At 35.9% G+C, this 18,877-nt stretch carries 12 protein-coding genes; 4 read left to right on the top strand and 8 right to left on the bottom strand.

Annotated features, from left to right (window positions below):
* Positions 1 to 3: 3 nt before the first annotated feature.
* The 5 genes from A3SG_RS0108855 to A3SG_RS0108835 all read right to left on the bottom strand — a co-directional run bounded on the left by A3SG_RS0108855 (position 4) and on the right by A3SG_RS0108835 (position 10,367).
* Complete coding sequence (locus tag A3SG_RS0108855) at positions 4 to 2,766, bottom strand: PD-(D/E)XK nuclease family protein (RefSeq protein ID WP_016989673.1); 2,763 nt, start codon at positions 2,764 to 2,766, stop codon at positions 4 to 6.
* 64 nt (positions 2,767 to 2,830) lie between these two features.
* Positions 2,831 to 4,264, bottom strand: coding sequence for an OmpA family protein (locus A3SG_RS0108850; protein WP_016989672.1), 1,434 nt, complete (start codon positions 4,262 to 4,264; stop codon positions 2,831 to 2,833).
* A 134-nt stretch (positions 4,265 to 4,398) separates the two neighbouring features.
* Complete coding sequence (locus tag A3SG_RS0108845) at positions 4,399 to 5,832, bottom strand: OmpA family protein (RefSeq protein ID WP_016989671.1); 1,434 nt, start codon at positions 5,830 to 5,832, stop codon at positions 4,399 to 4,401.
* A 133-nt stretch (positions 5,833 to 5,965) separates the two neighbouring features.
* On the bottom strand, positions 5,966 to 7,159 hold the full coding sequence (gene kbl, locus A3SG_RS0108840) for a glycine C-acetyltransferase (protein ID WP_016989670.1): 1,194 nt from the start codon (positions 7,157 to 7,159) through the stop codon (positions 5,966 to 5,968).
* Between the two features lie 46 nt (positions 7,160 to 7,205).
* Positions 7,206 to 10,367: a UvrD-helicase domain-containing protein gene (locus tag A3SG_RS0108835; protein ID WP_029596699.1), complete on the bottom strand. Its 3,162-nt coding sequence runs from the start codon at positions 10,365 to 10,367 to the stop codon at positions 7,206 to 7,208.
* A gap of 285 nt (positions 10,368 to 10,652) precedes the next feature.
* Between A3SG_RS0108835 and rbfA the strand changes: the two genes are divergently transcribed.
* Complete coding sequence (gene rbfA, locus A3SG_RS0108830; RefSeq protein ID WP_016989668.1) at positions 10,653 to 11,045, top strand: 30S ribosome-binding factor RbfA; 393 nt, start codon at positions 10,653 to 10,655, stop codon at positions 11,043 to 11,045.
* A gap of 1 nt (position 11,046) precedes the next feature.
* Positions 11,047 to 12,246 carry an ABC transporter permease gene (locus tag A3SG_RS0108825; RefSeq protein ID WP_029596698.1) on the top strand — a complete coding sequence of 400 codons (1,200 nt, stop codon included), beginning with the start codon at positions 11,047 to 11,049 and terminating at the stop codon, positions 12,244 to 12,246.
* 110 nt (positions 12,247 to 12,356) lie between these two features.
* Here the strand turns inward: A3SG_RS0108825 and dusB are convergent, their stop codons facing one another.
* Both dusB and A3SG_RS0108815 read right to left on the bottom strand, forming a co-directional pair.
* Positions 12,357 to 13,349: a tRNA dihydrouridine synthase DusB gene (gene dusB / locus A3SG_RS0108820; protein WP_016989666.1), complete on the bottom strand. Its 993-nt coding sequence runs from the start codon at positions 13,347 to 13,349 to the stop codon at positions 12,357 to 12,359.
* Between the two features lie 397 nt (positions 13,350 to 13,746).
* Positions 13,747 to 14,385 (bottom strand): pyridoxamine 5'-phosphate oxidase family protein, encoded by a 639-nt coding sequence (locus A3SG_RS0108815; RefSeq protein WP_198008510.1) that lies wholly within the window; start codon positions 14,383 to 14,385, stop codon positions 13,747 to 13,749.
* A 404-nt stretch (positions 14,386 to 14,789) separates the two neighbouring features.
* On the opposite strand from A3SG_RS0108815, the gene lepA reads away from it, so the two are divergent.
* Positions 14,790 to 16,586 carry a translation elongation factor 4 gene (gene lepA / locus A3SG_RS0108810; RefSeq protein WP_016989664.1) on the top strand — a complete coding sequence of 599 codons (1,797 nt, stop codon included), beginning with the start codon at positions 14,790 to 14,792 and terminating at the stop codon, positions 16,584 to 16,586.
* Positions 16,587 to 16,717: 131 nt separating this feature from the next.
* On the opposite strand, the gene A3SG_RS0108800 is transcribed toward lepA, so the two are convergent.
* Positions 16,718 to 17,650 carry a 1-phosphofructokinase family hexose kinase gene (locus A3SG_RS0108800; RefSeq protein WP_016989662.1) on the bottom strand — a complete coding sequence of 311 codons (933 nt, stop codon included), beginning with the start codon at positions 17,648 to 17,650 and terminating at the stop codon, positions 16,718 to 16,720.
* A gap of 171 nt (positions 17,651 to 17,821) precedes the next feature.
* Here A3SG_RS0108800 and thiL point away from each other — a divergent pair.
* A partial coding sequence (thiL, locus tag A3SG_RS0108795; RefSeq protein ID WP_016989661.1) for a thiamine-phosphate kinase occupies positions 17,822 to 18,877 on the top strand: 1,056 nt, incomplete at its 3' end.

The raw sequence follows: 18,877 nt of genomic DNA, 5'->3' as shown, positions 1-18,877 counted from the left end.
CTTTTACACCTTCTCCTCAAATGGAATACTACTATCTAAAATTTCATTCAGTAACAAAACAATCTGTTCGAGATAATTAGCCATCACTTCTTCGTTTATTATCTGAATTCCTTCTTTCTCTTCTTTAAAATTAAACGGCAAAAACCCTGATTTTAAATTCTTGAAAGAGATTATTCCTGCTTCGATAGCTTTGGATTTAACTTCCGTTTCATACATGTACGCATAAGCCAAAACCTGAATAATTTTGTCGTTTTTAATCTCCTCCGTTAATCCTTTCCAAGTCTTCAGCGTCACGCTCGACTTTTCAACTTTTCCGGTTTTATAATCAATAATCCGAATTACTCCGTTTCGCTCTTCGATTCTATCAACATTCCCTTTTATCAATACCGGAAATGATAAAGTGGGATGACTTAAAGTACGTTCAAATGTTTTTTCCAATGCCAAAATCTTAATCGCATCGCCTGCTTTAATACTTTCTAGCTCCACCTTCAAGAAATTAGATACATTTCGTTTCGCCACTTCAAAAGCTAATAAATTACGGCCTTTCTTAATTTCGCCTTCTTTATAGACTACCTTGAACTGTTTCAGCACTTCGGCATCGATTTGTTTAAAGCAGTTTTGAATGTCAGATTCAGAAATGAATCTCCCAACAAATGGGTCATACAATGCCTTTAACGTCTCGTGAATAATGGTTCCTAAAGTGTTTAACGCAATGTTCTCTTCGACTTCTTCAACTTCCCGGATGCGCAAAATCTTTTGAAAATAAAACTGAATAGGATTCCTGATATAGCTGGTCAATGCCGATGGCGAAAAACCAACTGCGGCAATTTCCCTTAAACGCAGCATCACCGATTCTGATTTCTCAATAACCATTGGCGTATAAGCTGTTTCCGGCAATACAGCATTGTAAATTTCGTGAGTTAAAGTATGCTTCGCCTGTTTTTCTACTTCTAACTGAGTGATAAACCTACTTTTCTCTCCTGCGTCCAATCCTTCACTTTCTGTGTTATAAAGCAAATAGATGTTTTTAGCACGTTGCAATAAATGATAAAAATGATAGGTATAAATAGCATCTTTTTCTTTGAATGTGGGCAAACCTAATTCGCGTTTCACGTCATAAGGAATAAACGAATTCTGCGATTTCCCAGCTGGAAACTTCCCTTCATTCATGGAAGTTACAATAACGGTATCAAAATCAAGTACCCGACTTTCTAAAACACCCATGATTTGCAGGCCATTTAGCGGTTCTCCTTCAAAGGAGACCTCAGCAAGGTCTATTACCTGTTTATAAATGGCATAAAGTGTTTCAATCTTATCGATGTGTTCGTGCTGCGCGTAATAACTAATCAGCTTATTGATCACTTTAAAAATGGAGAAGACAAATGCTTTTGTGATCTTTTCCTCTTCATTGTCGTTGCTTAAATTATCTTTAATGGTAAGCAACAACTTAGAAACCGTTTCCAAAACTGAAATCGAACCGTTTTCCCATTTTTGGAATAACAGCAGAAATAAATCAGTGGAATTCGCATTCAATTCCATCAATTTGTGATGGGTTATAAAAGTGTAATTGTTTTTATTAATAAGGTTAACTAACGAGCTTGTTTGCGCATAAGGTTCGACCAACGGATGCGTTAGAATATCCAACACATCTTTATAGTACAACACATAATTTTTCGCATTTCTGGCCAGCGCATTCGTATGCATCTTGAATAACTTGGCGATCAAAATCTGAGCAGGATTATTTTTACTCGGATATCCCATGGTAATATTCAAAGCACCTACGGTTGACGGCAACGAATATAAAAGTGGCACCAAAAGATTTTCTTCACCAAGAACTACAGCAACTTTATCTAGCGTAGTATTTGGGCTTTCATTAATTATATTTTCAATAATACCTCCGGCAATTTTCGCCTGACCTATTGTTTTTGGCGTACCAATAACTTGAATGTTTTTTGTTTGTGAAAAATCATCTACAATCCATTCAAAAGGATTGGACTTGTATTCTTTCCAGCTTTGCTTAAATCGCCTCACAAACAAGCCCGCATCATGGTATGGGTCATTTAGGAAGGTTTGGTCGGCATCCCAATATATTTTGGCCTGATCTGAAGCTATAAGATGTTGAATGATTTTTTCTTCGGAAGCATTTAAGGCATTAAAACCCGCAAAAACATAATTATTAGTAGTAATTGACTTCGAAAAGTTATTTAGATTCCCTACCGCTTCCCGATAAATTAATCCTTGGTAACCAATCCCTTTTTTGAGTAGGTGAGCATATAGCGTCTGGTAGTAATTAGGCAATAATTTCCAAAAGTCTATATAATTTTCGAGTAGTTGTGTTTTATTCTCCACTTCGATTCCCCATTTCTTAATATCTTCAATGTCTTTTAAGTAAGACAAAACATAAGATGGATCTAGTAAATAACGATCGATTTCATTAAAATCCTGCAAGAGTGTTTTAGCCCAATTGGCAAACAATTCAAATGACTGTTGGTTTGCTTTTTCAGTAACGGATAAATATACATCATAAAATTCAAACAACAACTCTATAGGATCCACAGTACGAATTCCCGCGATGTCTTGAATAAAATCCTCAATACTAATAATTTCAGGAGAAAGAATATTACCATCGACTTGCTTTTTCAGGGCTTCAATAAGGAAAATTTTAGCTCTCTTATTTGGTAACACCACTATCGTATTGGATAGTTTATCGGAGTGATTCTCTATTAAAACCTGCGCAATTTTATCTAAAAAAGAAGTGTTTATCATTTCATAAAAATAAAAAAAACGCCCCGATAAATCGAGGCGTTTTCCATAAATATTTTAGAAAAATTTATTCTTTGATTAAAGAAATTTCAGCTCTTCTGTTATGTGCTTTTCCTGCAGCAGTTTTGTTAGTATCAATTGGCTTAGTTTCACCATAACCAGTAGATTGTAATCTATCCGCTTTAATACCGTTTTCAATCAAATAATTTTTAAGGGCTGCAGCTCTGTTTTCAGATAAAGTTTGGTTCATTTCGTTACTTCCATCGCTATCAGTATGACCTTCAACTACAAATCTTGAATAAGGATATTCTTTTAAGACTTCAGTGATTGATCCTAAAGTTGGGTAAGTTTGTTTTTTAAGAGATGCTTTTCCAGAATCAAACAAGATAGTTCTACCATATTCATTCAGTTTCACCATAACCGCTTCTGCATTATCAGGACAACCATTATTAGCTACAGTACCTTTTACTTCTGGACATTTGTCATCTTTGTCTAAAACTCCGTCTCCGTCAGTATCAGGCCAAGGACAACCAGCATTTTCTTTAGGTCCTGCAACTGTAGGACATTTATCATCTTTATCAGCTACTCCATCTTTATCAGTATCTGGACAACCTTTCAATGCAGCTAAACCAAAAACATCTGGACAAGCATCATCTTTATCAGCAACACCATCACCGTCAGTATCAGGACAACCGTTTAATGCAGCCAAACCAAATACGTCTGGACAAGCATCAGCACTATCTTGGATTCCGTCTCCATCAGTATCAGGACAACCGTTGAATTCTTTTAATCCAGCAACTTCTGGACATGCGTCATCTTTATCGTATATTCCATCACCGTCAGTATCTTTTCCTCCAAATTTGAAAGTAAGACCGGCAGTATGTTGGAAATGAGATGGAGCATCAGGAGTTCCATTTGCATCTTCTCTATCTCCAAAAGATTTTTTGTAAGAAGTATCAAGAGATAAACCTAAATTATCGGTGAACCAAAAAGTCAAACCAGCACCTGGATTTATAGTACCAAAACTACTGTCTCCAAAGAAAGTATAACCTCCACCAACATGTAACGAAGGATCAACCACTTTAGAGTTAATAAGACTCATGAAGCTGTATTTAACGCTACCGTCAATACCATAATACATCAAATCTCCAGGATTAGAAACTTTCATTCCTCTTGAATCATATCCTGTTCCAGTTGGATCAAATTTTACATACTTATCAATTTTGTTTAATGAACCTTGAATTCCAAAAGAGAAATTATCCCCTAAGTATCTAGATACAGTGATGTAAGATACCGATGGAAGAACATTCCAATTGTCTTTTACAGCGAAAGGTTGAGAAAAATGTTGGTCTAACCAGCCATTTCCGCCACCAGCGCTAGTTCTAGTATCTACGGCATTTACTCCAAAAGAGACTGCCCATGGGTTGTTACTGTCTTGTGCGTGAGAGCTTAAACCCATCACCATCATTACAGTAACTAAAATTTTGTCAAGATGTTTCATACTTATCTTTTTTAAAATAATTTAGTTAATTGCATACAAAAGTAACACGTAAATATTAAACTACAAAAAATAATGTTAAATAAAAAAAAACGCCCCGATAAATCGAGGCGTTTTAAATAAATATTTTAGGAAATTTATTCTTTAATTAAAGAAATTTCAACTCTTCTGTTGTGTGCTTTTCCTGCAGCAGTTTTGTTAGTATCCATTGGTTTAGTTTCACCAAAACCAGTATGCTGTAATCTATCAGCATTAATACCATTTTCAATCAAATAATTTTTAACTGAATGCGCTCTATTCATCGATAAAGTTTGATTCAACTCATTACTTCCATCACTATCAGTATGACCTTCAATTAAAAATCTTGAATAAGGGTATTCTTTTAGGATTTCAGTGATTGACACTAAAGTTGGGTACGTTTCTTTTTTGAAAGATGCTTTTCCAGAATCAAACAAGATAGTTCTACTATACTCATTCAATTTCATCATAACAGCTTCTGATACTTCAGGACAACCCTTGTTAGCAACAGTACCTTTTACTTCTGGACATTTGTCATCTTTGTCTAAAACTCCGTCTCCGTCAGTATCAGGCCAAGGACAACCAGCATTTTCTTTTGGTCCCGCAACAGTAGGACATTTATCATCTTTATCAGCTACTCCATCTTTATCAGTATCTGGACAACCTTTCAATGCAGCTAAACCAAAAACATCTGGACAAGCATCATCTTTATCAGCAACACCATCACCGTCAGTATCAGGACAACCGTTTAATGCAGCCAAACCAAATACGTCTGGACAAGCATCAGCACTATCTTGAATTCCGTCTCCATCAGTATCAGGACAACCGTTGAATTCTTTTAATCCAGCAACTTCTGGACATGCATCATCTTTGTCATATATTCCATCGCCGTCAGTATCTTTTCCTCCAAATTTGAAAGTAAGACCTGCAGTATGTTGGAAATGAGATGGAGCATCAGGAGTTCCATTTGCATCTTCTCTATCTCCAAAAGATTTTTTGTAAACAGTAGTAAAAGCTAAACCAACTTGCTCAGTAAACCAAAAAGTTAAACCAGCACCAGGATTTAATGTACCATAGCTACTATCCCCAAAGAAAGTATAACCTCCACCAACAGAGAGAGACGGATCAATTACTTTAGAGTTAATTAGGTTCATAAAACTATATTTAACGGTACCGTCAACACCATAATACATCAAATCTCCAGGATTAGAAACTTTCATTCCTCTTGAATCAAATCCTGTTCCTGTTGGATCAAATTTTACATACTTGTCAATTTTGTTTAACGAACCTTGTACTCCAAAAGAGAAATTATCCCCTAAGTACTTAGATACGCTTATGTAAGATACCGATGGTAGAACATTCCAATTGTCTTTTACGGCAAATGGTTGAGAAAAATGTTGGTCTAACCAACCATTCCCACCACCTGCACTAGTTCTAGTGTCTACGGCATTCACTCCAAAAGAGATAGCCCATGGGTTGTTACTGTCTTGTGCGTGAGAGCTTAAACCCATCACCATCATTACAGCAACTAAAATTTTGCTAAGATGTTTCATACTTAAATTTTTTAATTACGATTTAGTTAATTACAAACAAAAGTAACGAGTAAATCTCAAACTACAAAAAGAAATGTTAAAAAAAACCCATTAAAATGAGAAAAAATGGCAATTATATAACTTTGGATTATAATTATACAACATTTAAAGCCTTTCCAACCTCAACGAATGCTTTTATTGCCGTATCTAAATGTTCTTTTGTGTGTGCCGCAGACAGTTGAACCCTAATCCTCGCTTTATCCTTAGGCACCACAGGGAAAAAGAATCCAATAACATAAATCCCTTTCTTTAACAATTCATCAGCCATAGTTTGGGATAATTTAGCATCATATAGCATAACTGGTACGATCGCAGAGTCACCTTCAACGATATCAAAACCAGCTTTTTTCATTCCTGTTTTGAAATAATTAGTATTCCATTCTAATTTATCTCTTAACGTAGTATCCTTTTCTAATAGTTCAAAAACTTTAATAGATGCACCAACAATTGCGGGCGCTAAAGAATTAGAAAATAAATACGGTCTAGAACGCTGGCGCAGCAATTCAATAACTTCTTTTTTAGCAGTAGTGTATCCACCCATTGCTCCACCCAAAGCTTTCCCAAGAGTCCCTGTAATAATATCTACTCTACCCATTACTCCTTTAGCCTCTAGGGTACCTTTTCCTGTCGCTCCAATGAAACCAGTAGCATGACATTCATCTATCATTACCATAGCATCATATTTATCTGCCAAGTCACAAATTTTATCTAAAGGCGCCACCACACCATCCATAGAAAAAACACCGTCGGTAACAATTATTTTAAAACGACTACCTGCTTCATTTGCTTTTATCAATTGTTGCTCTAAATCTTCCATGTCGCAATTTGCATAACGGTAACGTGCCGCTTTACACAAACGAACCCCATCAATAATAGAAGCGTGATTTAAACTATCTGATATTATAGCATCTCCATCTCCAAATACAGGCTCAAAAAACCCTCCATTTGCATCAAAAGCTGCTGCGTATAAAATCGTGTCTTCAGTACCATAAAAATCGGAAATCTTTTTCTCTAGAGTCTTATGAATATCTTGTGTTCCGCAAATAAAACGGACAGACGACATGCCGAATCCATGGGTGTCTAAGGCATCTTTTGCCGCTTGAACTACCTCTGGGTGCGACGATAGCCCCAAATAATTATTAGAACAAAAGTTCAAAACAGTTTCTCCTGTTGAAATCGTAATCTCTGCACCTTGAGGAGAAGTAATAATTCTTTCTTTTTTAAAAATTCCGTTGTCTTCTATGGTTTGCAATTCGCTCTGCAAATGCTCTTTAATTTTTCCGTACATCTTTATGTATTTTATATTTTAATAATTAGTTTGTTATCGCATCAGTCTACAAATTTACTACATCGATTTCTTTTCCTATATAAATAAGTGCTTTTTTTACCACTTTATATCCCATTAATTCAATTGCCGATTGGTAATTCTCTAATTGCTTTTGATATTTTTCATTATGAGCTCCCGTTTTATAATCCAATAAAAAAACTTCTTTGTATTTAGTCACGACCATTCGGTCTGGCTTTATCGTTTTCCCTTCTTTTTGAATAATGGCTTGCTCATTTAACACTAAATGTTGTTCAGAAAAAAAGGCTTCTAATGCTGCATGATTTACAATATCTTGAATTGTCTTGTATACCAATTCCTTTTGAGCAAATGTAATCAATCCGCTTTCAATGGATTTAGTGACCGCCAAATCAACGTCATTTCTAGTTTTTACAAAAGATAGAATTTCATGAACCACATTCCCATATTCAATTGACTCCTGCTGATGAGTTCCCCACATCAAGGCCTCCCGTTGCGCTATTTTAATGTTTTTTGGATTTAATATTTCAGCAACTACACGAATTGCTTTTGAAGTATCAATGTGCTTTGCCTTGTTAGATAATTTTGCAGCACTTCCAAATTCATACTTCTGTTTATTTTTGTCAAAAACTCCTTTGCTCATTAAGTAATTAATAAAAAAAGTACACATGTTATTTTTAGGAACTTCTCCTTTACTAGACAAATTCATATTTGAAATAACATACAGTTGCTCCTCCGCGCGAGTTAAAGCCACATATAAAACATTGACATTATCCAATAATTCTTCTTGCTTCTTTTGATCATAGACCGCTTTTGCTTCAACACCAAAGCCTTCTACCGCGCTACTATTATCTACCAACACTTTTGGCAGACCAAAATCCATTTCTTCACCGTCAAGCCATAATTTATCTTTGGGCTTTCGACTATAATCTTCTTCGGCAAAAGGCATGATTACCACAGGAAATTCCAATCCTTTGGATTTATGTATCGTCATAATACGAACCGCATTATTTCCTTCAGGTGATGGTATACTGAATTTCTCTGCGTTTTTGTCCCAAAAATTAAGAAAGTCTGCTATTCCTGCTTGATTGCGCACATCGCGTTCAAGAACAATATCAAGAAAATATTGAACGTACGCTCCGCCGCCTTTGGCGAGATTTGGCGACAAAAATTTCGTAATTGCGACTTCTACCGCTTCATACAATGACTTTTTTCGAATATTTTGAAAGGATAGTGAAATATCATAACCCATTAGCCATTTCTCAAAATCAACTTCTAATTTTTGCTCCATTCCTTTTGCGATGAAATCATGAACTGGCAACTGATCTTGAATGTTTTCGGCGATATAGTGCAGAAAATGGGCTTTCGCCTCTAAATCAGCATTATTTTTTAAGTATTTTAAAAGGTGAATAATCAGTCTTACCTCCGTTGCATTCTGGATCATCAGTGTTTCTGAAGACAATAGCGGAATATTCTGTTCGGTCAAATAATTTGCAATCGCAATTCCCTGACTTCTTTTACGAGTTAAAATCACGATGTCTTTGTATTCAAATCCTTCTTGAAGTACTTTTTGAATCGTATTCAAAGTGGCTAAAACAAATAACTCTGTTTTATCCAAACCTTCTTCGTCCTCGTCTGCAGTTTCCACCTTTGGAATAAAGGAAATATTGACGTAGCCACCTATTTTATCATTGGTTTTCTGATGGCTGTGATTTTCATATAAATCTTTATAATCAGGTTGTTCAAACTCTGATGACACTAACTTGAAAAATTCATTATTAAACTCAATTACCTGAGAATAAGAACGGTAATTTTTATCGAGATGTTCTAACTTCTTATCTGGATTAGCGAAGGGGTTGTTGTCTTTACTTAGTTCGATAAACTGCTCCGCCTTTCCACCACGCCAGCGGTAAATGGATTGTTTAGGATCTCCTACTATCATCAAAGTTCCTTTCTCTCCGTAATCATCCTGACCGGCAAGCGCATTATCAATTAACGGAATTAAATTTTGCCATTGCATCTCTGAGGTGTCCTGAAATTCATCAATAAAAAAGTGACGGTAGCGCTCCCCTAATCGTTCATAAATGAAAGGTGCCGGCTGATTTTGAATCTCCCGGTGGATAATTGCATTAAATTCAGAAATCGAAAGCACATTTTGCTCTTCCTGAATCTTGGCTAATTCATTACTTACGGTATTAAGTAAAGATAACGGTGTTATGTTTCTCAGAAAGGCTTTATAGAAATCTCGCTTTTCAAAATTTTTATAAATCGTTCCCAGAATTTGAATGAGCTCCGGAATTATATTTTCTATCAAAGCGCGGTCTTTGGCCGTTTTATTAATGGCAATATCATCAAACTCGTAAAAGGTTTTATTTTTTGGATTGTATTTTCCGTCTCGAATGCTAATTAAGTGATTTGGAAAGGTTCCTCGAGAGAATGATTTTAAGTCAATTCCGTTCTTTGCAATTAATGTTAAAGCTGCTTGTGCAGACTCAGCATTGTCTTTTTCAATCACTTTACAAGACTCAATCAACTTCTTTTTGATTTCGACAAAATCAGCAATGGTTTTATCGTGAAAATGAGTGATTTCGTTTCGATGATTTTCATTAAGAACCAAACGCCCAGTGTCCAGAATCTCACGCGAAATATCCCAGGACTTATCATCATCTGTTTTCTCCATGGTGAAATCAATGAGTAATTTGGTCAGGGTCTCGTCTTCCCCGGCTTGAGCAATAATTGCATCAACCGCCTCGATTAATAAATTCTCTGTGTCCAAAGTTACCTCAAAAGTCATAGGCAACTTTAGATCGTGAGCAAAAGCACGGATGACTTTATGTGTAAATTTATCGATGGTCGAAATATCAAAAGCAGCATAATTATGAATAATATGCTTGATGATTTGTTGCGATTTGGTTTTAATTTGAATAATCGATAACGCTGTATCTTTTGCCAAATCCTGCATAAGGTCCTGTGCTTTTTGCGAAGGTTCGTCTCTAGCAAATTCCGATAAACTTCCCACGATACGACTTTTCATTTCGTGTACCGCTTTATTGGTAAACGTAATGGCGAGAATATTTCGATATGCATCATTTTTAGGAGCTACTAAAATGATCTTTAGATATTCTTTTACAAGCGCATAAGTTTTACCGGAACCCGCGGATGCATCGTATATGGCGAAAGACGGCCTGCCCACCCCTCCCGAAGGAGACGGAGTCGAAACTGGATTTACTTTATGTTCCAAATTAGCTTAGATTTTTTTATTTGTATTTTTATACGGCAGAATTATTTTCCTACATTATACTCTATGTTGATGACTAAAAGAATTAGCCCTGATAGAAGTGAAAATCCTTTTTCTAAATCTGGAAGATTTAGAAAAAGATTGCAACGAATAGCAGGAAAAAGCTCCTAAAAACAGAACTATTGCTAGGTTGCTTTTAAAAATTGCTCGTTTATTGCTTAAAAGTACTATTTTTGCACTATGGAAACAAATAGACAGAAAAAAATAGGTGGGGTGATCCAAAAAGATTTGGTGGATATCCTACAAGGTGAAGTGAGAAAAAACGGAGTAAGTAATTTAATTATTTCGGTATCCAAGGTTGTTGTTACTTCAGATTTATCTGTGGCGACGGTTCATTTAAGTGTTTTTCCTCAGGATAAAGCAAAAGAAATTTTAGAGGCAGTTAAGTCGAATGCTAAGACAATAAAACACGATTTATCACAAAGAGTACGTTTGCAATTGCGAAAAGTACCTAATTTGGTTTTCTTTATTGATGATTCATTAGACTACATTGAAAAAATTGATACTGCTTTGGCGAGCAAAGATAATCCTATTGAAAACAGAGAGCTTCTAGAGAAACGCAAGCTAATATAATTTGAATTTTCCCCTTTACATCGCCAAACGTTACATTCTAAGTAACAGTAAGAACAATGCCATAAATATAATCAATCGCATTGCGAGTATGGGAATCATTGTTGGCGCCATGGCTTTGTTTGTGGTGTTATCTGTTTTTAGCGGGTTGAAAGTATTTAGTCTTTCGTTTACGAACGATATTGATCCCGACCTAAAAATAAGCAGCACTCTTGGGAAATCATTTTTTATTTCGCCGGAGCAAGAAGCTGAAATCAAGAAAATTGAAGGCGTTGTTTCCTACAGTAAAATTATAGAAGAACGCGTTTTGTTTGTTTTTGATGACAAGCAAGTCGTTACCTATTTAAAAGGTGTCGACACGAAGTTTGATAAAGTAAACGACATAAAGAAAACATTGTACAACGGACAATGGATTGATCCTGACACTTATCAGGTTGTTGTAGGTTATGGGATTGCTCAGAAATTCTCCATGGGACTGCTGGATTTCAATAGACAACTGGAAGTTTTAGTTCCTAAACCAGGAAGGGGAGCCATTACAAACCCCGCACAAGCTTTTAACAAAACCGATGTTTTCCCTGTGGGTATTTATGCCATAAGTGAAGATCTTGATTCTAAATATGTTTTTGCCGATTTGGGTCTAGCCCAAGAATTATTGGAATACAAAACCAATCAGATTTCAGGAATTGAGATTAAAGAAAAAAAGGACGCTGACGAAGATGCAATCATCGAGAAACTGCAGACGATTTTCAATAATAAAATCACGGTAAAAAACAGAGCACAACTCAACGAAGCCTTGTATAAAATGTTGAATACAGAGAATATAGCTGTGTATTTAATCTTTACTTTGGTTATCGTAGTGGCGCTTTTTAATCTTATTGGCGCACTGATCATGATGATTCTCGACAAAAAAGGAAACTTAAAAACACTTTTTAACCTGGGAACAGAAATCAAGGATTTGCGTAAAATATTTTTACTTCAAGGAACGCTACTAAGTCTATTTGGTGGAATTATTGGACTTCTTTTAGGAATTGCAATTGTGTTACTACAACAGCATTTTCAGCTGGTAATGATTACACCTACACTAGCTTATCCAGTGGTTTTCACGCTGGAAAACGTAATGATAGTTATGGGAACGATTGTAACTCTCGGTTTTATCGCTTCACTGATTGCAAGTAGTCGAGTGAGCAAGAAGTTGCTGGATTAGAATTTTTTACCCTAACGATATCGAAGAATAAAAAAATTAAACACAAATCCCACTACTTTACACGTTTTAATTTGATGCAAATGAGCGGGATTTCTATTTAAAATAATAAGTTATGCAAACTCGTATCCTGCATACTCTTCTTCAATTTCATTTAAAGTAGCAAATAATTCTTCAGGACGATCAAAAGTTACTAGTTTCTGTTTGTGGAGCTTAAACGAATGAATCCCTTTAAAATAATTCGTATAATGCGGCCTTGTTTCTACAATCCCTAAGCGTTCTCCTTTCCACTCCATGGCCCAAGTAAGATGATTACGTACTGCCTGCACTCTATCAACAACTGATGGTTTAGCCAAATGTTCTCCGGTATTAAAATAATGTTTGATTTCATTAAAAATCCAAGGATAACCAATTGCAGCACGACCAATCATTATGCCATCGATACCGTATTCATTTTTATATTGTAGTGCCTTTTCAGGACTGTTAATATCTCCGTTACCAAAAATAGGCATCGTAATCCTTGGGTTGTTTTTTACACGAGCAATATGTGACCAATCTGAATGACCTTTATACATTTGGGCACGCGTACGAGCATGAATACTTAAGGCAGCAACTCCAATATCTTGAAGACGCTCTGCTACCTCATCGATATTAATCGAATTGTCATCCCAGCCTAAACGGGTTTTAACAGTCACCGGTAAGTCCGTACTATTAATTACGGCCTTAGTTAAGCGAATCATCAAATCGATATCTTTTAATACTCCGGCACCAGCTCCTTTGCAAACTACTTTTTTTACCGGACAACCGAAGTTGATATCCACTATATCAGGTCGCACTGCTGTCACAATTTTAGACGACATCGCCATCGCATCTTCATCTCCTCCAAAAATTTGGATCCCTACAGGTCTTTCATAATCGAAAATATCTAATTTCATGCGGCTTTTGATAGCGTCACGAATTAGCCCTTCAGAGGAAATAAATTCTGAGTACATCATATCAGCTCCGTGCATCTTACACAACCTACGAAAAGGCGGGTCGCTCACGTCCTCCATAGGAGCGAGAAGTAAAGGGAAATCCGGTAATTCTATGTTGCCAATCTTAATCATCTGCTTCAATTTTGTGCAAAATTACGCTTTTTTGATCAAAGCATGAAATAGCAACGATGAAAGACTTCTAACTTAACTAATTAGTTTACTATTTCAGACTTTAAAATTGTTTAATTTAACCTATCAATGTAATTAAAAATCGAAGTCTGGCAGATTTTATATGGTATTGCAATAAAAAAAATTCTTTTTTTAAAAACCAACTATTGCCATAAAAGGCATGGCTCTTATGGTCATGTCACGCAATAAATAAAGGATAAATCCTTACGATAATTAAATTTTCGGTAATAATAGTGTAGAATTTGAGCGCAAAGAAAACCGAAGAAATAATTTCGCCACTACAGCTACCAACTTTTACAAGGCAAAATTAAACAAGAGATAATCAAAAATAATTCTCCTTTTAAGGAACGGCCCAATTCCCATCCACTAAAACACTGTTCTCATAATAAAAATTAGCCTTACGGTTGCCTTGAAAATCTAAATAAAGAAATTCAAGTTCATAGACTGTACAAGCTACTACAGAAAAGTTTTTTTCGAAAGGATTGCTCTCATCATCTATTGGTTTTGTGATAGCAAAGCGTTCTTCATAACCTAAAGTTAGTTGATCTGATTTTGCGTTTGGAGGTTCATTTGTCATATAACCCAGTCGAGCCTGTGGGCTTGTCGCTTTCCATCTATCATTTGATAATGTATTACTAGTATGAATGGTAGCATATGCTTTTACAACAATTTGAACACGTTGCCGGCCGTCATAAAATAATAGTGAAATGCGATTGTCTTTCGTTAAATCATTATATTTTCTTGAACGATTGTCGGTGTGAAAGAATATGGTTTTATGCACTTCGTCTACTTTCCTATTTACAACAATTCGTAACGCAGCGGCATTTTTTTCATCGATAGTTCCCACACACATGGTTCTAAAACCATTTTTTTTCTTAACGGATCCATTGACTAATTTTTTCCAAGCCAATGTCTCTATACCCTGCAAATTGTATTTGGTGTCATTGTAGGTAATAAATTCGTCATCTTGTTTATTCATAGAAAGCATTTTTAGGTGTTAGGAATTGAACGTCTAGTGTTCTTCAAAAGTACAAAATTGTGTAGAAACGAATGTAAAATACCATTGTATTTAGTTTTCATTTATTATCAAGTAACGTAACTTTAACAATGCTACCAAAAAACAAGAAGTTGCTAATTAATAAACCTTTAAAAAAAATAAATTTCAGATTCTCAACATTAGCTTTTGTTCAATCTACAATCAAAACTTTTAACTTATATTTGCACGTTAATTGCATACTTTTAGCTTTTTGCGTGAGAGATAGTAGCTTTATTCTATGTAAATTTCGTTTTTAACGAGAGAAAGATATATAATGATTAGCCTGAAGGCTTTTTTAGCTGGCACTCCCGCAGTATGATAACTTTTATTATTGATATTTATTGAATATGAAACATATACGGAATTTTTGCATTATTGCACATATTGATCACGGCAAGAGTACACTTGCTGACCGTTTACTTGCCGCTACGCAAACCGTAACTGCGCGTGAAGAAAAAGCACAATTGCTTGACAGCATGGACTTGGAAAGAGAACGCGGAATCACCATAAAAAGTCATGCCATCCAGATGGAATATACATACAAAGGCCAAGAATACATCTTGAATTTGATTGACACTCCTGGTCACGTGGATTTTTCATATGAAGTTTCTCGATCTATTGCAGCCTGTGAGGGAGCACTTTTGATTGTTGACGCAGCGCAAAGCATACAAGCACAAACGATTTCGAATCTATACTTAGCTTTAGAAAATGATTTGGAAATTATTCCTATTCTTAATAAAGTAGATTTACCAAGTGCAAATCCAGAAGAAGTAAGTGACGATATTGTTGATTTATTGGGTTGTAGACTCGAAGAAATTATTCATGCCTCCGGAAAAACCGGGTTGGGAGTAGAAAATATCTTGGCTGCCATTATCGAAAGAATTCCTCCTCCAAAAGGAAATGTTGATGAGCCATTACAAGCTTTAATTTTTGACTCGCATTACAATCCGTTCCGTGGAATAGAAGTTATCTTCCGTGTCATTAATGGAGAAATTAAAAAGGGTCAGAAGATTAAATTCATGGCTACTGGAAATGAATATTTTGCGGACGAAATTGGAACTTTAAAACTAAATCAAGTACCGAAAAAAGTTATTTCCACCGGCGATGTTGGTTATTTAATCTCAGGAATTAAAGAGGCCAAAGAAGTAAAAGTTGGAGATACGGTTACAGATGCAAAAACACCAACGACCAAGATGGTCAAAGGTTTTGAGGATGTTAAACCAATGGTATTTGCAGGAATATATCCTGTTGACACCGAAGATTATGAAGACCTAAGAAACTCTATGGAAAAACTCCAATTGAACGATGCTTCACTTGTATTCTTACCAGAAAGTTCTGCTGCATTAGGATTTGGTTTCCGTTGTGGATTCTTAGGAATGCTACACATGGAAATTATTCAGGAACGTTTAGAACGCGAGTTCAACATGACTGTGATTACAACAGTTCCCAACGTTTCCTATTTTGCTTACACCAAGAAAAATCCTGAAACTGCATTAGTAGTAAACAACCCAACCGATTTACCAGAGCCTTCTAAACTGGACCACGTAGAAGAGCCTTTCATAAAAGCTACCATTATCACAAAATCTGATTTTGTGGGTAATGTAATGTCATTGTGTATCGAAAAAAGAGGTTTGATTACGAATCAAACTTATTTAACTACAGATCGTGTTGAGTTGACTTTTGATATGCCACTGGCTGAAATTGTATTTGATTTTTATGACCGTTTGAAAACGGTTTCTAAAGGATACGCTTCTTTTGATTACGCTCCTATTGGGATGCGAACATCAAACTTAGTAAAAGTAGATATATTACTAAATGCAACTGTCGTAGATGCTTTGTCTTTATTAATTCACGTAGACAACGCATACCACATTGGTAAAAAAATGTGTGAAAAACTAAAAGAATTGATTCCGCGTCAGCAGTTTGATATTCCAATTCAAGCCGCTATTGGTGTGAAAGTAATCTCACGTGAAACCATTAAAGCATTACGTAAAGATGTTACCGCAAAATGTTATGGTGGTGATATTTCCCGTAAACGTAAATTATTGGAAAAACAGAAAAAAGGAAAGAAACGTATGAGACAAGTTGGAAATGTAGAAATCCCTCAAGAAGCTTTTATGGCTGTTTTGAAGTTGAATGACTAATTTTTTTAGAAAACAGAAGAAAGAGAAAAGAATAAAGATTAGAACCTGGCGATATAAAAATTGTCAGGTTTTTTTATGCTTTTTCTATTTTCTCCTCTTTGCGCGGTTTGCATACGCTGGTGTGGCTGATTTTATTTATCCTTCAACCATTTAAATAATCGTTTAGCATCTTCTAATTTAAATAGCTGGGTACCTTCATTCATAGTTGCCGCCGATCCGCAGGCCACCCCCCATCGAATCACTTCTTTCAAAGGTTTATTTTGAGACAAAGCCCAGACCATGCCACCTACCATACTGTCTCCAGCACCAACGGTGCTTTTTTTAACAACATTGGGAGCCGCAACATAATCGTACGAATCCTTTGTTACTAATACAGCACCTTGAGGCCCAAGAGAAACAACTACGACTTCAGCTCCACCTTCCCTAATTATTTCCTTTGCTGCTTCATTGACCTCCTCCATTTCCAAGCGTTCGACACCAATTAACTTTGCCAATTCACCCGCATTAGGTTTGATCATGTAAACACCTGTTTCCAAAGCTTTCCTTAATGGGCTACCGTTTGTATCTATAATTAGTTTTGAATTTGATGCTTTTGCCATTTCGGCTATATCTTGATAAAAATCTGCCGGTAACCCCTCACTCAAACCACCGCTTACAACTAAATAATTAAATTCTAACTCTTGTATCGCTTCAATAATTTTATCTTTTTCTGCAATAGTAACAGCCGGTGCGGGGAAAACAAAACGAAACTGAGAATTCGTATTATCATCAACTGCCACGAAATTTTCTCGAGTCCAACTTTGTGTTTCGATAGCGATAAAAGGCACGGTCTCTTCATGCAATAATTTCTGTAACATTTCACCTGTTGCTCCTCCCGAAGTCATTATAGCCAAAGAAGTTCCTTGCAATCTGGATATTGCTTTAGAAACATTAATCCCACCGCCTCCTGCATCAAACGAAGGCGCTTGGCAACGAATTTTTTGCTCGGGAACTAATCCCGAGAAGTGTGCACTTTTATCTAAAGCGGGGCTGACTGTCAGAGTAACTATGTCAAATGATTTCATTTTGTATGGTTTTACTAATCTAAAGATGCGAAAAAATATTTAAATCTCATGTAAGCAGGATGTAACTACTTCCTTTCAAATGGTTAATTCAGTTTTAATTAGACAAAACCTTTGTACCTTTGCAACTCTGTACCGCTTTAAAATCGCGTACAGAAAAACAAACTTAAAAATATGATTGAAGATAAAACCCCACAACGCACTAGTATTGCTCAATTAGGAGAATTTGCATTGATTGATCACTTAACAAAAAACTTTAAAATCACTCAAGCTTCAACTATAAAAGGAATTGGAGATGATGCGGCAGTGCTAGACTTTAAGGATAAGAAAGTCGTTATTTCTACGGATATATTGGTGGAAGGTGTCCATTTTGATTTGGCTTACATGCCATTGAAACATTTAGGCTATAAAGCGGTGACTACAAATATATCTGATATTTGTGCGATGAATGCAAAAGCCACACAAATTACAGTTTCCATTGCGGTTTCGAATCGTTTCCCACTGGAAGCATTAGACGAATTATTTGCAGGGATTACGTATGCTGCAAATGAATATAAAGTAGATGTTATTGGTGGAGATACAACTTCGTCACAAAAAGGATTAATCATCAGCATTACTGTACTTGGTGAAGCAGATGAAGAGGAAATTGTTTATCGAAACGGAGCTAAGCAAACTGACTTATTAGTAGTTACAGGAGATATTGGTGCCGCTTATATGGGACTACAAGTTTTAGAGCGAGAGAAGCAAGTTTTTCAGGTAAACCCAAATTCACAACCCGATTTAGATGCCTATACTTATTTAATTGAACGCCAACTGAAACCGGAAGCGCGAAAAGATGTTCGTACCTTATTACATGCCTTGGAAATAAAACCAACATCGATGATTGATATTTCGGATGGATTATCATCTGAAATTATGCATTTATGCAAGCAGTCTAAAGTGGGCTGTAATTTGTATGAAGATAAATTACCCCTTGACCCACAATTGATAAATGTCTGCGAAGAATTCGATATCGATTCCACAACAGTGGCAATAAACGGTGGTGAAGATTATGAGTTGCTTTTTACTATCAACATGGAAGATTTTGAAAAAATCAAAGGAAACCCTAATTTCTCTATCATTGGTCATATGACGCAGGAAAGCGAAGGAATACATCTGATTACGCGAGCAGATACTAAAATTCCACTAAAAGCACGTGGTTGGGACGCCATGACTGATAAAATAAAAACG

It is taken from the genome of Flavobacterium sp. ACAM 123 (genome assembly GCF_000264055.1).
Lineage (GTDB): Bacteria > Bacteroidota > Bacteroidia > Flavobacteriales > Flavobacteriaceae > Flavobacterium.
Note: the sequence above shows the minus strand (reverse complement) of the source record. Positions and strands in the feature narration are given on the sequence as shown.